The sequence below is a fragment of the Peribacillus sp. BM1 genome (genome assembly GCF_056679975.1).
This window is the reverse complement of record NZ_CM155259.1, coordinates 481,459-496,074: the sequence shown is the minus strand read 5'-3', so window position 1 is coordinate 496,074 and position 14,616 is coordinate 481,459. Positions and strand designations below refer to the sequence as shown.

Below are 14,616 nucleotides of genomic sequence, written 5' to 3'. Positions count from 1 at the left end.
ACTATTTTCCATTTTTGGCTCGGTGTGCTAATCTACTTGAAGCAGCAGCGGCGATGGCACCGACGATATCATCGAGAAACGTATGAACTTTTCCTGTGCTTTTATCATTCAAAGTTTTTAGAATACCTGGTTTTTGCTTATCGATGTACCCGTAGTTCGTGAAGCCGATTGAACCGTATACGTTTACGATAGACAAGGCAAGGATTTCATCTACGCCATATAAGCTTTCATCTATTTCCACAATTTTCTGTAGCGGTTCTTCAAGCATCTTTTTTTCAGCAAGGACATCCAGTTGAATGCCAGTCAGAATTGCGTTTTGAACTTCGCGTTTTGATATGACGCGTTCCACGTTTTCAATACAGTCCTTCATCTCGAGGTTTTCATGATAGCTTGCTTGTAAATACATTACAAGCTCCGCAATATCTTCAATCTTCACTCCTCTTTCTTTTAACCATCTTCTTGCTGTCTGTTCTGATACGTTAATAACTTCATCCATTACAGATCCCCCATTTCGTCTGGATTTCAGTAGCTATGTATACATATGTTTATTCCGGAATTTAATAAACATTCAGAAAACCGATTGTTCTTCATATATATAAGTTAAGTGGCATATTTACTTGTCATCCCTCTTTAACGGAAAGTCAAATCCCACCTCAAGGCTTAGAGGAACCGAGGAGGCGAAGGTGGGGGATAACTGCCCGTAAAAGCCTGATTGGTCAGGTAAAGTTTGCGCCCACGTGGTTCACTTAGACGAAGACATGAGGACGCGGCGTACTTAGTCTGAGTTCGTTGAATCTTAGTTCGTACTGTCGATTGATCGAAGCGAAAGCGGAGATATTAGCGACACTAGAACGGGACTAACAATCAGCGGAGATGAAGAAAACCCCACTGATTGAAGTTTCACTTTATCGTACATTTAAATTGCCCGAATTCTCGGTTACTATGCTTTTCTTTAAACCATAGACGAAATGAGAATCAGATAAATGAAAGGTGCGGATCGTATGATTGAGGAGATTATTTTTGAATCGTATGGTATTCATCCTGAACGTGAAGAAGCTTTAGGGAAATATCCTTCCTTTATATCGGGCCCAACCATTTACAGTATTATTCCGCTTGGCGAGGTGAATCAAGAAGAGTTGAAGGAAAGAAAAATGATGGCTGATCAATTAGTCAATCAGGGAGATCGGTATATAGCAGAGTTTGTGATGGCGAATCATGGGAGCTATGTATCAGAGGCAGAAGAACAGCCATTTGTGCTCGTAGCGGCCAGAACCTTACATGAACCGAGAAGTCATCAGATCGGCAGGAAGGTAGCAAAATTCCATTATCGAGCGCGCGGTATCCCTGCGCCTATTAAAGTTTGTTCGAGAATCGGTCAGTGGAAGGAGCTGTGGGAACAACGGATTGATCAGCTGGAGCAAATTTGGAATGAGAAATTGAAGGCTCATCCAAATAATCCGTTTGAGGAGGCGTTTATTGCCACATTCCCTTACTACATGGCATTAGGTGAAACGGCGATTCAATATTTGGTTGATACCGAAATGGATGATACCCCCACTGCCAGTGATAGCGGTACGGTTTGTTATGACAGATTTACATCTGAGACATGGGATGGCAAATATTGTATAAAAAATCCGTTTGATTGGATATTTGACCATGGAAGCAGAGATGTCGCGGAATGGATTCGGCATCACTATTTACAGAATCAACATACGTATCAGCCGGGTATTTCCACTTTTATGAGCGATTATCAAACGATTGGACCGCTTTCAAGCTTTTCTGCGCGTTTGCTTTATTCACGTTTGATGTTTCCCATCCATTATTATGAAGTGGTAGAAGAGTATTTTTCAAGTCCAAAAGAGGCAAGAGCAAATGAATTGGAGGAACAGATTCAGACCATGGCTAATACGTCTACTTACTACGAAGAATTCCTTCGCCGCTTTTATGAGATCGCCCATATTCCTTCCAAGCAGCTTCGGCTCCCAGATGTAAATTGGCTGTGAGAAGCGCTTACAATTTTCTCCATTCTATGATTCTCTTATGATATGATTGAGGAAAATATAAAAGAGAAGGATATGAATTCAATGACGAAACCTTATATTTTTATCACAAGAAAGATTGAATCGGAAGCACTAAAAGGATTAAAGGAAACCTTCGAAGTGAAAATGTGGGAGTATGAGGAACAACCCGTCCCACGAGACATTTTACTGGGAGAAGCAGCGAAAGCAGATGCATTACTGACCATGCTTTCTGATAAAATGGACCGAGAATTACTAGATGTTGCGAAAAATTTGAAAGTCATCGCAAATCTTGCTGTCGGTTATGACAATATTGATGTCCCAGCTGCAACTGAAAAAGGAATCACTGTGTGTAATACACCTGATGTCTTAACAGACACGACGGCAGACTTAGCGTTTGTCCTATTAATGGCGACGGCAAGAAGAATTGTTGAAGCGGCTGAAATCGTGAAAGAAGGGAAATGGACCGGCTGGAGTCCGCTACTGCTTGCAGGACATGACATCCACCATAAAACGATTGGGGTTGTAGGCATGGGGAAAATTGGCGAGACTGTTGCCAAACGTGCTACAGGCTTTGACATGGATATTCTCTATCATAATCGTAGCAGAAATGCAGAAGCCGAGGAAAGACTAGGGGCTCGTTACACAGGCTTTGATGAGTTAATTACAACGGCAGATTTCATTGTTTGCCTAACCCCATTAACAAATGAAACAGCAGGAATGTTTAATAAGGAAGCATTTAAGAAAATGAAGCCGTCAGCCATCTTTATTAATGTCGCCAGAGGTGCGGTCGCGGATGAAGAAGCTCTTTACGAGGCACTTGTGAAGGGTGAAATAGCAGGTGCAGGTTTAGATGTGTTTAAGCAGGAACCGATTGGTCCAGACCATCCGCTACTTACATTATCAAATGTCGTTGCACTGCCGCATATCGGTAGCGCAAGTGTAGAAACTCGTCAAGAAATGATTATGCTTTGTATAGAAAATATTGCACGTGTCCTTTGCGGCGAGCAGCCTAAAACGATTGTGAATCCATAAAGTGAAACTCAATCAGTGGGCCCCCTGCCCTTCTTCATTTTCTCTAAGCCTTGAGGTGGAGAAAGGTGCCGGTTAACTAATGCGGGATAAAACATTATTAGTCATCACGAGAGATGGTGTCCTAAAGGGCCAGATCCTTTAAGATACCATTATTTCGTGTATTTTTTTTGACTAAAAGAACAATTTGCAGAATAATAAAAAAAAGCGTTGTCTAACTATTGTAAATATAAAAATTAACACGTATAATGTCTACTATACAAACACAAATGTATTTTTGATAAAAACATAAGAGGTGGAGCCGTATGAAAGCAATGTCAATTGGATTATTAGGCCTCGGTACGGTCGGATCTGGGGTTGTAAAGATTATTGAACAACATCAAGATAAGCTGATGCATCAAATTGGATGCCCAGTCACTATTAAGAAGATCCTTGTGAATGATCCTGCGAAAGAACGTCAGGTTATTATAGATAAGAGCGTATTAACGTCTAATGTAAATGATATTTTAGACGATCCTGAAATTGATGTCATCATTGAGGTTATGGGAGGCATTGAAGAAACGAAAGATTATCTCCTTCGGGCAATAAGAAATAAAAAGCATATTATTACAGCCAATAAAGATTTAATGGCTTTATACGGTTCACAGTTATTAAAAGAAGCAACTGCGAATGAATGTGATTTATTTTATGAAGCAAGTGTTGCCGGGGGAATTCCGATTCTTCGTGGGCTTGCAGATGGACTTGCTTCTGACAGAATTACGAAAATGATGGGAATTGTGAACGGTACAACGAATTTCATCTTAACGAAAATGAGTCAAGACGGAAGCGCTTATGAAGATGTATTAAAGGAAGCTCAAGAATTGGGATTTGCTGAAGCGGACCCTACAGCAGATGTGAGCGGATTGGATGCTGCCAGAAAAATGGCGATTCTTGCTACGCTCGGATTTTCGATGACGATTGATCTTGAGGATGTAACCGTGCAAGGGATTACTGAAATTTCTGAAGAAGATTTAGAATACAGTAAGAAGCTTGGTTATACGATGAAGCTAATCGGCTTGTCTTCAAGAGATGGTGAAAAGGTTGAAGTAAGCGTACAACCAGCACTATTGCCTGAGCATCATCCGTTAGCATCTGTGCATAATGAGTATAATGCAGTCTATGTGTATGGCGAAGCTGTCGGTGAAACGATGTTCTATGGTCCAGGTGCTGGAAGCCTTCCAACAGCTACTTCCGTTGTGTCTGATTTGGTGGCTGTGTTAAAGAATATGCGACTTGGTGTGAATGGTCGAAGTGCAGTTGCACCACAATATCCGAAGACAATGAAACAGCCATCTGAAATTCATGCGAAATTCTTCATTAGATTACATGTGAAGGATGAAGTGGGCGTACTAGCCAAGATCACAATGCTGTTCGCAGAGCACGGAGTAAGTTTTGATAAAATCCTTCAGCTACCGTTAAATGAAAAAGGATCATCTGAAATTGTACTCGTAACGCATCACGCAACATTAACTGAATTTGAAAAAATCCAACAGAAACTAAATGATTATGAAATGGTTAAAGAAATAAAAAGCACATATCGTGTTGAAGGAGAGAATGGCAAATGAGCTGGAGAGGGCTATTAAGCGAATATCGAGAATTATTACCTATGACTGAGGACACCCCTGATTTATCCCTTCATGAAGGGAATACGCCTCTCATTAAATGTGACAACCTTTCGAAGGAATTGGGGATTGAACTGTATGTGAAATACGAAGGCTTGAATCCGACTGGGTCGTTTAAGGACCGCGGAATGGTAATGGCGGTTGCTAAAGCGGTCGAAGCAGGCAGTAACGCTATTATCTGTGCATCAACAGGAAATACTTCCGCTGCCGCAGCTGCCTATGCAGCACGTGCGAATTTGAGATGTATTGTTGTTATTCCAGAAGGAAAAATCGCGATGGGCAAACTTGCACAAGCTGTCATGTATGGTGCGGAAATCGTCTCTATTGAAGGGAACTTCGATGACGCCTTGCAAATTGTTCGAAGCATTAGTGAAAAAGCGCCGATTACCCTTGTTAACTCTGTAAATCCATACAGAATTGAAGGACAAAAAACAGCAGCATTTGAAATCTGTGATGTGCTTGGCTCTGCCCCAGACATCTTAGCTCTTCCTGTTGGAAATGCCGGCAATATTACGGCTTATTGGAAAGGTTTTAAAGAATATAACGAACTAAAGCAGACAGGTCTACCACAAATGCGTGGATTTGAAGCAGAAGGATCAGCTGCTATTGTTCATGACCGTATCTTTAAAGAGCCGGAAACGATTGCGACAGCGATTCGTATCGGCAATCCTGCCAGCTGGAAATTCGCAGTTGAGGCTGCAAATGAGTCAAATGGAAAAGTTGATGAAGTGTCAGATGAAGAAATTCTTGAGGCGTATCGCTTACTTGCACGTTCTGAAGGTGTATTTGCTGAACCGGCCTCATGTGCTTCAATCGCAGGGATCATCAAACAATTAAAGAACGGTGAAATAAAAAAAGGCAGCAAAATTGTTGCCGTCTTAACAGGAAATGGATTGAAAGATCCAAATGTTGCAGTTGATCATAGTGAGATTAAACCACAATTGTTGCCAATGGATGAGAAAGTGATCTTAGAGCATTTGCAACAAGGCTTGGTTCAATCATGAGCGTAGAAAGTGAAATGTTTTACATCCGGGTCCCAGCAAGTACAGCAAATCTGGGACCTGGATTTGATTCAATTGGCATGGCGCTCGGTTTATATTTAGATATTCAAGGCCGATATTCTGATAAGTGGGAAGTTATTCCATTGTCAGAAGAACTAAGCATTTTTCCAAGTGATGAGACAAATTATATCGTTACCATTGCAAAAGAAGTGGCTGGATATTATGGCAAACAGCTCAGACCGTGTAGATTGGAAATCACTAGTGAAATCCCACTGGCAAGAGGTTTGGGAAGCAGTGCTTCTGCAATCGTTGCAGGAATCGAACTGGCCAATCTTGCAGCAGAATTGGGCCTGTCAACTAAAGAGAAATCGAGACATGCTTCCATGATCGAAGGGCATCCAGACAATGCGGCTGCTTCGGTAATGGGAGGACTGGTCGTCGGCTGGCATTCCGATGACGCCACAGATGTATTATCGTTTCCAATTGAAGGTATCAAGGTGATCGCTGTTATTCCCAATTATGAGTTGAAGACAGAAGACTCTAGAAATGCTCTCCCAGACAAATTAGCGTTTAAAGATGCCATCCATGGGAGCGCAGCAGCCAATGTCTTTCTAGGAGCTGTATTGTCGGGGAATTGGTCATTAGCTGGAGAAATGATGAATCGGGATCGTTTTCATCAATCCTATCGAGCTCACTTAGTGCCGCATCTACCACGAATTGAAGCGATGGTAAAAGCAATCGGTGCTTATGGTACGGCATTAAGCGGTGCTGGACCAACGGTGCTATGTCTAGTTCCAGAAAATGCTGCTTGTAACGTGCAGAAATCGCTTCAAAGTGAATTTCCTGATTTCGATGTTGAAGTTTTGGATATTGATAACGAAGGAAGTAAAACATTGGTTTTAGAGGATGAACATACAAAACCTGCTTGGGTTGGATAAGTAAATATTGATTCACTAAAAAAGCTGACTACCGTTCATGCGCAATGCAGAGGTGTCAGCTTTTATTTTAATCCTACTATTAGAATACTTGTTCTACTTCAACTACTCCTGGAACTTCCTCAAGAAGAGCACGCTCTATACCGGCTTTAAGGGTAATTGTAGAACTCGGACAGCTTCCGCATGCACCAAGCAGACGTAATTTAACAATTCCATCCTCTATATCGACAAGTTCACAGTCACCGCCGTCACGAAGAAGAAACGGACGAAGTTTATCAAGTACTTCTTGTACTTGAACTTCCATCGTTTGTTCAGACATTACAATCGACTCCTTTCATACTCCTTATTATAATAGTATGATATGAAAAAATCCATCGGAAAGATTATAGAGAATGGTCAAAAAGTCCGGAAAAAAGCTTGCGGACTGTATCGAAGCGCATTAATGACCTTCTGCTACAATGAAGCACGTTCTGAGCAAGCCAAGTTCTCACGTATACCTAATTACGGAAGGGAGAGACTTTCTTTTTATCCTTCTTTTTGAACACGCCTTTATAAAGCTGTAACCTTTCCGTTCCCTTTTTTAAAAATTCAGGTAAAATGAAAGTAAGAATACATGGAAAGGGAGATCGATATGGAAAACAAGCTAATTGAAATACAAGTGTATGGAGCGGAAAGAATCTGTGCAAGCTGTGTAAATCTGCCGTCATCAAAGGACACCTATGAATGGCTGGAAGCAGCGCTATCCCGGAAATTTCCAGGACAGCCATTCGCCATTACTTACATTGACATCTTCCAACAGCAAGAGAATCCTAAACGTCAGGAAATGGCCGAAAGGATTGTAGAAGAAGACTTATTTTATCCGCTTGTTCTCATTGGTGATGAAATTGTCGGTGAAGGAAATCCACGCCTTAAAGCAATTGTAAAGGAAATGGAGAGGTATGGATATCAAGCGCTAGAAGCATGAGAAAAATAGAGGATATCCTAAAAGGGTCTGACTACGCAGTCTATACATAGTTCATAGTAGCACTTACGCTTAATATGAACTGTATTTGGTTGCGGGGTCTGACCCTTTCGTTTTAGGACATTCTCTACATCAACTGATTAACCATTATGATATTTGTATAACCATAGAATCCCTGATTTTAATAATCGCGCCATTCTTCCTGTGATTGGGCGTTCACCGACAAGACCAAAGCCATGTTTACTACCGAGTGAGCCAAGTGTTCCTTTTAATTTAATGACAGGGAAGCTTTCAGGTAGCGGCTCGTTTGCCCATTTTTTCACTAAAACCGTAACGATTTGTTCCGCTTGGCCTTCGGCTAATTGAGCACTTGGGGCTTGCGGTAAGCTCGCGCAGTCACCCACTACAAAAACGCTGTCGTCATTTGGAAGGAAATGCTGTGGTGTAAGGATAACCCGCCCTTGTTTGTCCTTTTTAACATCAAGGTCGCGGACAATTTTGCTCGGCTGAATACCGGCTGTCCAGACGATTACATCACTATGAACAGGCTCATCCCCATTATAAAGAGTATTCGGTTCAACTCTTGTGATATTTGAATGATGAACGACATCGATTGTATGTTTCTTAAACCAGCTTTCCACGTACGTGCTTAATCGTTCAGGGAAGGCTGACAAAATATGCGGGCCGCGGTCAAATAACCGAACATGTAAATCAGAACGGCTTTCAATTAGCTCACTTGCTAATTCCACTCCACTAAGCCCACCGCCAACGATGGAAACGGTTGCTCCGTTCCCCAAGTTATTTAAGGCTTGATACGTCTGGCGTGTTTTATCTATTGTCTGAATACTGTAAGTGTGTATATCTGCTCCAGGAATATTATGGAACTTATCTTCGCAACCTAGGCCGATAACTAAGTCATCATAAGAAACAGGTTCTTGATCTTTTAGCATGACTTGTTTATTCTCTAAATCTACTGAAAGAATTTCACCGTAGACGGAATGTAGACGAGGGTGTTCAGGAAAAGCTACCCGAATATGGTGATCAGGAATTGTTCCTGCAGCAAGTCCATAGTATTCGGTTTTCAAGCAATGATATGGATTGCGATCGATAAGTGTAATGGACATATTGTCTGGCAGTTGATTTGGCAGCAACCTATGTAGCATTCTAAGTCCCCCATACCCACCGCCAAGTATAACTAAGTTCTTCATTGTGAATATCCCCTTTGTTTGTTTTACATAATAATTTATGTAGCTGTCTGGGATGCCCAAAAAGGGTACGACCCTTTTTGAACACCTTCTCCTCCACTTTGCCACCGTTGCGTACATATCCCTAATTATTTTTTCGTATATATGCTGTCGAAAAAGTTTACATACCAATAAAAATTATATCGAAGTTGGTATAAAACTACAACAGCATCGTCCTAATTAAAGGGGATTTACCATTGTATTTTGTTTGACTAATTTTAAAATAAGGAGTAGGATAATCTGTTAGTAACAGTGAGGTGAGGGAATGAAGCCGCTAATTGAATTTTGCGTCAGCAACTTGGCAAGCGGTTCGCAGCAAGCAATGGAGGAATTAGAGAGGGACCCGGATTTAGATGTCATTGAGTACGGTTGCCTTAATTTCTGTGGAAAATGCGCGCGTTCCATGTTTGCCCTGGTAGATGGAGAAGTTGTCACAGGAGAAACGAATGAAGAGCTGGTCAAAAATATTTATCAACATATTGAAGAGAATCCATTCTTTTAACATATAGATCAATCAAGAAGTAGAGCCCGTCTTGTTGTGGACGGGCTCTACTTCTTGATTTTATCCCGCATGAACGAAAGTTAAGTCCCTCAGCTAAAGGGCTTAGAGGAATCGAAGAAGCGTAGCTGGGAGCCATTGCTTGATGTTTCACTTTATTAAGAGTTGACTAGTTCATGGTCTTGGTTATTATCTCGCTGTTCCCGAATTTCCTGCCAGCGTTCTCTGGCCATGTCTATAATGGTTGTTTCGACAGCCCTGCTTTGCTGCTCGATGACGATGGAAAAATATTTAACTGCTGTTTGGACATCAGATATACGTCTGGACAGCTCCCCGATTAAATATAGAATCCGAATTTCGGAAACTTGTGTACCTTTAAAGTCATCTGTTGAGTAGGATTCCATATATTCTTGTCGCGCGATTTTTAAGAATCGGATCTCTTGCTCATGATTTTTATTACCTCGGAATAGCCAAGCAAGGCGCAAGAAAATTCCAGCTGTTGTGATGTGCTTTTCCTTTTTTAAAATAGCAGAATAGCCAGCTAATTTATATGTACTGATTGCATCTTGAATCGTTCGTTTGTCGCCGAAGTGATGAGGAACCCAGTGAGCGGATATCTTTGTTTGGATTTCTTCCTTAGTAAGCGGAGGGAAATACTTTGAGAAATCATCTGAGCTGGAAAAGCCGCAACATGGACAGACGTGAATATTATAATAAAGAGCATTGCTTTCTTCGTCACTGTATGAAGGGCAAAAGTCAGTATCGTATGCGTTTACTTTCACGAACCGTGAGCGGATTTTCTTAGATGTAAATGAATGTTCACACACTAGGCATTTCAATTGTTTATCGTATAATGGTTGTATCGTCTCCACAATGCTCACCTCTTTAATTAGAAAAAAGTAGTTCTATATGTGTGGTCTTATATTCCTATTATAGAGGATAAACAGAAATTAAGCTGTACTAATTTCCTATGACAATGTTGAGAAGTTGAGAATAATGGTTTTGATAGTATATACTAGTTATAGAGTAATTCTCATGTGAAATGGAAAAGGAGGGGAAAACATGAGTCAAGTTGTGATCATTACAGAAGCAGCTTCTTTTCAAATAAAAGAAATGATGAAACATAACGGTGAAGAAGGTTCGTTTTTACGAGTTGCTGTAAAAGGCGGCGGCTGTACGGGACTTACTTATGGAATGGGCTTTGAGCCAGATGCTGGTGAAGCAGACGACGAGCTTGAACAGTTCGGAATAAAGATTCTTGTCGACAAACAAGACAGCCCAATCCTAAACGGTACAGTCATTGATTATAAACAATCCCTAATGGGTGGTGGTTTTACAATTGAAAATCCTAATGCAATCGCATCATGTGGCTGTGGGTCTTCATTTAAAACGGCGAAAAATGCTGGGACACCTGAAAACTGTTAACAATATTGATATAGATAAGGCTCCTAACTGATTAAATGGTTAGGAGCTTTTTTTTATAAAAAATGAGACAGGTAAGTAACCTGTCTCATTGGTAATTCTCTCTTATTCAAACATAGAAGTACTGTGCATCGGTTGAACTTTTGCTTTAGGATCCATATATTGCTTCGCGTTGTTAACAGCAGTTGGGGCTTCGCCAAATCCGCTTGCAATTAGCTTGACTTTACCATCATATGTGCAAATGTCACCAGCAGCATAAATTCCAGGAATGTTTGTTTCCATTTTGGAATTGACGACGATGTTATTTTTCTGGATGTCAAGGCCCCAATCTTTAATAGGTCCAAGGGAGGATACAAAGCCATAATTGACAATGACTGCGTCCACATCATAAACTTCACGTTCTTCCCCCTTCGCATCCTGTAGAACAACTTGAGTAATTTCACTGCCGTTACCAATTAACTCAGCTGGTACGTATGGTGTTTTGATTACGACTTTCGAATTCCTTAAGTTTTCTACACTGTGTTCATGTGCGCGGAATTTATCGCGACGGTGAACAAGTATTACTTTTTCAGCAATTGGTTCAAGCATGAGTGCCCAGTCAACTGCTGAATCGCCACCACCGAAAATGACAACTTTCTTGCCTGCAAAATGGTTTAAATCATTGATATAGTAGTGAAGATTGCTTTTTTCGTATTGAGTGGCATCTTCGATTTCGATTCGACGCGGTTGGAACGCCCCGTTTCCAGCTGTAATAATGATTGATTTCGTATAATGGACGTCATTTTCAGTTGTTAACTTGAAGACACCATCCTCTTGCTTTTCCACGGTTTGCACAGCTTGTTCGAGCACAATCGTTTGTTCGAATTTCGCCATTTGCTCTTTTAAGTTATCAACTAACTCTTGAGCGCGTACCTTTGGAAAACCAGCTATATCATAGATGTATTTTTCCGGATATAGGGCTGATAACTGTCCGCCTAGTTGTGGTAAACTTTCAATTATTTTCACAGAGGCTTGTCGCATTCCGCCGTAGAATGCCGTGAATAAACCGACAGGGCCGCCCCCGATTATTGTAATATCATAAACCTTTTGATTTTCTTCCAAAATGAATCCCTCCGATTAGAGTATCAACTTCATGATAATATTTTAACATAAAATGATTAAATGACAGCATGATATTTGCTTAGCTTAGATGGAATGTTCGGGAAATTATCCAGTAAAACGTGTATTTGTATGAAGGACATGGGGACTTAGGCTTCGCGACTTACTAATGTAGCCAATTTATTTATCAGGTATACTAATTTTATCGAGAAAGCATTCAAAATTCCAGCTCCGCACCGCCACCATTGAGATTAGGTAAGTATAGCGTGCTTCATGATACATCCTTCATAGTAAATGGTATCGTTTTAACGCCATATTAATTTTGGGTGAAAAATACAAGCGAAATGACTTTTTAGATAGGGTGTGGTTTTTGTCAAACGATCCTTAGTTTCAAAAAAGTGAATAGAATATGAAACTTGTGTAATCCTGTCTAACGGTTTAATCAGAGTGTTTGCGCAATTCATATATTTCGTGGTGTATTTCATTGACGTGTCTTGTCTCATTAAGTACACTTATAGTGAGGCTTTTTGAGGAGGATTTGAAAGAATATGGCACTTCCTACATTAATTATTTCTGTTGTTCTTTTCTTTTTATTGTTTTTTGGAATCGGTTTTTTATTAAATATGTTATTCCGCTCTTCTTGGATTATGGTCGTCATATTTCCGATTATAGCCATTTATATTGTTAATGAATTAAAGCTGATTGAGTATTTCAGACACCCGGGTGTTGCTTTTGGCGGCTTAGGCGAGAAGTTGACTGCTCTTTATGCAGCTGATATAACGATATTATTAAGTGGACTAGTAGGAGCAATCTTGGCTGGGGTTATCATTAAGGTCTTGAGAAAGAAAGGCTATCAAATGTTTTAAACAAGCAGGCTGTCCTTTTGGGCAGCCTGCTTTTACATGAAGGACATGGGGACTTAGGCTTCGCGACTTACTAAATAGCCCATTTATTTATCAGGTATATTGATTTTAACGAGAAAGCATCCAAAATTCTGGATCCGTACCGCCACCATTGAGATTGGGTGAGTGTAGCGTGCTTCATGATATATCCTTCATAGTAACTGGTGGTGTTTAACGCTATATTAGTTTTCTATGTCTGATGCCTAGTTAAGGTGGCAGCTAATCAAGATTTTTCCTCTTACATGAATATTTCAATTCCGTTCGGGAAAGAAATATATGGTGTGGAAGGAGAGAGTATTATATGAATAGTATAAAAGGGTTAGTGAGAAGAGTAGTAGTTATCTTCTTGTTTGTAGCTGCACTTCATGCTACGTTTTATCATGTTACAGGTGTAGAAGCAAAAATCGTAAATAAAGCGCTGGTTTCTGCAAATGAGATGATTCAAGCTACGGAGGAAACAGGAGCACCGCAAACTTTAGATGATACAATGAACTTTAGTCAATACCCTGTCAAAACCATGATTGCTACAGGCTATACAGCGGGCTATGAATCGACAGGAAAAAAACCGGGACACCCTCTATATGGCATCACGTATTCAGGTGTGAAAGTAAAGCGTGATGTATATTCAACGATTGCTGCAGACCCGAATGTGTTCCCGATTGGAACGATTTTATGGATCCCAGGATACGGCTATGGGGTTGTTGCAGATACGGGAAGTGCGATACAAGGAAACAAGCTAGATTTGTATTATGATACCGTTTCGGAAGTTTATGAAAATTGGGGTAAAAGGACTTTGGATGTATACATTGTGAAAGAAGGAGAAGGTGTACTTACTGAGGATACTCTGACTTCACTTAATGAAGATAAGACCATCCAAGTGTTTCGTCAGCAATTTAAGAAAGATAGAGCGAATTAAATCATATATGTAAAGTCCCAGTTCTTAAAAAGATTAGCTGGGTTTTTTTGTTTTTTAGGGGGGGGGCACAGAAGTTAGCTCCAAGAAGCCCGCTCCTCTAGTCATAAGCCAATCAATTTGATGAGACACTTCCTTTCCATGGACACTGATTGACCTACGCTAGTTTAGTTTGGATAGGCTCATTTGATTTCCCTATTTTACATATGTTTCCCATCAAACTAGATCATGAGGATGTGTTTCTTATTTAAATACGAAAAAGTATAAAATAACGGCGATGAAGATGCCAGTCAGTCCACCGAAGAAAACTTCAATGGGCTTATGACCAAGTAATTCCTTTAATTTATGCTGTTTATGCTGTTCTTCTTTATTTTGCCAGTTTTTGGCTTCGTTAATAAAAACATTGAAATCGGCAACAAGTTTATTGAGAACAGCAGCTTGTTCACCGGCCTGTCTTCTAACGCCTGTTGCATCAAACATCGTGATGATCGCAAATACAGATGCGACAGCGAAAATTGGAGATGTGACGCCTGACTGAATGCCGACACCTGTCGCAAGTGCTGTCACAGCAGCAGAGTGAGAACTGGGCATTCCACCTGTAGAAGTAAGCAAAGACCAGTCAAGCTTGCGCAGTGCAATATAGTGAATAGGTACTTTAATAAATTGAGCAAAGAAGATCGCGATAAGAGATGCAACGAGAGGGAAATTAAAGAATAATTCCATGTATGTCCGCCTACTTTCTTTTCAAAGAGTACTTTTTAACATAATGCGCATGCAATTTTAATGAAATGATAGTTCAGGTAACTCTGTATTTTCTATATTTCCCTAAAACGGTTCTAACCCTGCAGTGTAATTCTAGTTTTACTTGAAAAATTAGATGATGTACTATACGTAGTGATATGATTCTATAATTTTCCTGTCTTTGTGTTT

Annotated in this window: 16 protein-coding genes; 10 read left to right on the top strand and 6 right to left on the bottom strand. The window is 40.4% G+C overall.

The genetic code is table 11. From position 1 onward, the window contains the following. Position 1: 1 nt before the first annotated feature. On the bottom strand, positions 2-496 hold the full coding sequence (locus AC1MGI_RS02505; protein ID WP_480348264.1) for a phosphatidylglycerophosphatase A family protein: 495 nt from the start codon (positions 494-496) through the stop codon (positions 2-4). Positions 497-1,001: 505 nt separating this feature from the next. Here AC1MGI_RS02505 and yutH point away from each other — a divergent pair. From yutH to thrB, 5 genes are all read left to right on the top strand, one after another. Beyond that, complete coding sequence (yutH, locus tag AC1MGI_RS02500; RefSeq protein WP_480348262.1) at positions 1,002-2,003, top strand: spore coat putative kinase YutH; 1,002 nt, start codon at positions 1,002-1,004, stop codon at positions 2,001-2,003. Positions 2,004-2,084: 81 nt separating this feature from the next. Beyond that, positions 2,085-3,053, top strand: coding sequence for a 2-hydroxyacid dehydrogenase (locus tag AC1MGI_RS02495; protein WP_480348260.1), 969 nt, complete (start codon positions 2,085-2,087; stop codon positions 3,051-3,053). A 302-nt stretch (positions 3,054-3,355) separates the two neighbouring features. Further along, entirely contained in the window at positions 3,356-4,654 is a 1,299-nt protein-coding gene (locus AC1MGI_RS02490; protein WP_062185874.1) for a homoserine dehydrogenase, read from the top strand. After that, on the top strand, positions 4,651-5,715 hold the full coding sequence (gene thrC, locus AC1MGI_RS02485) for a threonine synthase (protein WP_480348258.1): 1,065 nt from the start codon (positions 4,651-4,653) through the stop codon (positions 5,713-5,715). Before AC1MGI_RS02490 ends, thrC begins: the two co-directional genes overlap by 4 nt. Continuing rightward, entirely contained in the window at positions 5,712-6,650 is a 939-nt protein-coding gene (gene thrB, locus AC1MGI_RS02480) for a homoserine kinase (protein ID WP_480348256.1), read from the top strand. Before thrC ends, thrB begins: the two co-directional genes overlap by 4 nt. A gap of 79 nt (positions 6,651-6,729) precedes the next feature. Here thrB and AC1MGI_RS02475 read toward each other — a convergent pair whose 3' ends face one another. Continuing rightward, positions 6,730-6,966, bottom strand: coding sequence for a NifU family protein (locus AC1MGI_RS02475; protein ID WP_049683041.1), 237 nt, complete (start codon positions 6,964-6,966; stop codon positions 6,730-6,732). A 312-nt stretch (positions 6,967-7,278) separates the two neighbouring features. Between AC1MGI_RS02475 and AC1MGI_RS02470 the strand changes: the two genes are divergently transcribed. After that, positions 7,279-7,611, top strand: a complete 333-nt coding sequence (locus AC1MGI_RS02470) for a YuzD family protein (RefSeq protein ID WP_454213176.1) — start codon at positions 7,279-7,281, stop codon at positions 7,609-7,611. 137 nt (positions 7,612-7,748) lie between these two features. On the opposite strand, the gene AC1MGI_RS02465 is transcribed toward AC1MGI_RS02470, so the two are convergent. Then, entirely contained in the window at positions 7,749-8,816 is a 1,068-nt protein-coding gene (locus AC1MGI_RS02465) for an NAD(P)/FAD-dependent oxidoreductase (protein WP_480348254.1), read from the bottom strand. A gap of 301 nt (positions 8,817-9,117) precedes the next feature. Between AC1MGI_RS02465 and AC1MGI_RS02460 the strand changes: the two genes are divergently transcribed. After that, the gene (locus tag AC1MGI_RS02460) at positions 9,118-9,354 is read left to right on the top strand and encodes a YuzB family protein (protein WP_062185883.1); all 237 of its coding nucleotides are present in this window, start codon (positions 9,118-9,120) and stop codon (positions 9,352-9,354) included. Positions 9,355-9,509: 155 nt separating this feature from the next. Here the strand turns inward: AC1MGI_RS02460 and AC1MGI_RS02455 are convergent, their stop codons facing one another. Further along, positions 9,510-10,223, bottom strand: coding sequence for a DUF2225 domain-containing protein (locus AC1MGI_RS02455; RefSeq protein ID WP_480348251.1), 714 nt, complete (start codon positions 10,221-10,223; stop codon positions 9,510-9,512). Between the two features lie 190 nt (positions 10,224-10,413). Here AC1MGI_RS02455 and AC1MGI_RS02450 point away from each other — a divergent pair, with 190 nt between their 5' ends. Next, on the top strand, positions 10,414-10,776 hold the full coding sequence (locus AC1MGI_RS02450) for a HesB/IscA family protein (protein ID WP_480348249.1): 363 nt from the start codon (positions 10,414-10,416) through the stop codon (positions 10,774-10,776). 102 nt (positions 10,777-10,878) lie between these two features. Here AC1MGI_RS02450 and AC1MGI_RS02445 read toward each other — a convergent pair whose 3' ends face one another. Then, positions 10,879-11,874, bottom strand: a complete 996-nt coding sequence (locus AC1MGI_RS02445; RefSeq protein WP_480348247.1) for an NAD(P)/FAD-dependent oxidoreductase — start codon at positions 11,872-11,874, stop codon at positions 10,879-10,881. A 545-nt stretch (positions 11,875-12,419) separates the two neighbouring features. On the opposite strand from AC1MGI_RS02445, the gene AC1MGI_RS02440 reads away from it, so the two are divergent. Together AC1MGI_RS02440 and AC1MGI_RS02435 are read left to right on the top strand one after the other, a co-directional pair. Continuing rightward, a complete protein-coding gene (locus AC1MGI_RS02440; protein WP_403075431.1) occupies positions 12,420-12,737 on the top strand; it encodes a YuiB family protein in 318 nt (105 codons plus the stop codon). Between the two features lie 337 nt (positions 12,738-13,074). After that, on the top strand, positions 13,075-13,689 hold the full coding sequence (locus AC1MGI_RS02435) for a 3D domain-containing protein (protein ID WP_480348245.1): 615 nt from the start codon (positions 13,075-13,077) through the stop codon (positions 13,687-13,689). 240 nt (positions 13,690-13,929) lie between these two features. Here the strand turns inward: AC1MGI_RS02435 and AC1MGI_RS02430 are convergent, their stop codons facing one another. Then, a complete protein-coding gene (locus tag AC1MGI_RS02430) occupies positions 13,930-14,409 on the bottom strand; it encodes a divergent PAP2 family protein (RefSeq protein WP_480348243.1) in 480 nt (159 codons plus the stop codon). Positions 14,410-14,616: the final 207 nt, after the last annotated feature.

Excerpts from the sequence above, each read along its gene's own strand:
- AC1MGI_RS02505 (WP_480348264.1), bottom strand. The coding sequence starts at position 496 with ATGGATGAAGTTATTAACGTATCAGAACAGACAGCAAGAAGATGGTTA.
- yutH (WP_480348262.1), top strand. The coding sequence starts at position 1,002 with ATGATTGAGGAGATTATTTTTGAATCGTATGGTATTCATCCTGAACGT.
- AC1MGI_RS02495 (WP_480348260.1), top strand. The coding sequence starts at position 2,085 with ATGACGAAACCTTATATTTTTATCACAAGAAAGATTGAATCGGAAGCA.
- AC1MGI_RS02490 (WP_062185874.1), top strand. The coding sequence starts at position 3,356 with ATGAAAGCAATGTCAATTGGATTATTAGGCCTCGGTACGGTCGGATCT.
- thrC (WP_480348258.1), top strand. The coding sequence starts at position 4,651 with ATGAGCTGGAGAGGGCTATTAAGCGAATATCGAGAATTATTACCTATG.
- thrB (WP_480348256.1), top strand. The coding sequence starts at position 5,712 with ATGAGCGTAGAAAGTGAAATGTTTTACATCCGGGTCCCAGCAAGTACA.
- AC1MGI_RS02475 (WP_049683041.1), bottom strand. The coding sequence starts at position 6,966 with ATGTCTGAACAAACGATGGAAGTTCAAGTACAAGAAGTACTTGATAAA.
- AC1MGI_RS02470 (WP_454213176.1), top strand. The coding sequence starts at position 7,279 with ATGGAAAACAAGCTAATTGAAATACAAGTGTATGGAGCGGAAAGAATC.
- AC1MGI_RS02465 (WP_480348254.1), bottom strand. The coding sequence starts at position 8,816 with ATGAAGAACTTAGTTATACTTGGCGGTGGGTATGGGGGACTTAGAATG.
- AC1MGI_RS02460 (WP_062185883.1), top strand. The coding sequence starts at position 9,118 with ATGAAGCCGCTAATTGAATTTTGCGTCAGCAACTTGGCAAGCGGTTCG.
- AC1MGI_RS02450 (WP_480348249.1), top strand. The coding sequence starts at position 10,414 with ATGAGTCAAGTTGTGATCATTACAGAAGCAGCTTCTTTTCAAATAAAA.
- AC1MGI_RS02440 (WP_403075431.1), top strand. The coding sequence starts at position 12,420 with ATGGCACTTCCTACATTAATTATTTCTGTTGTTCTTTTCTTTTTATTG.
- AC1MGI_RS02435 (WP_480348245.1), top strand. The coding sequence starts at position 13,075 with ATGAATAGTATAAAAGGGTTAGTGAGAAGAGTAGTAGTTATCTTCTTG.
- AC1MGI_RS02430 (WP_480348243.1), bottom strand. The coding sequence starts at position 14,409 with ATGGAATTATTCTTTAATTTCCCTCTCGTTGCATCTCTTATCGCGATC.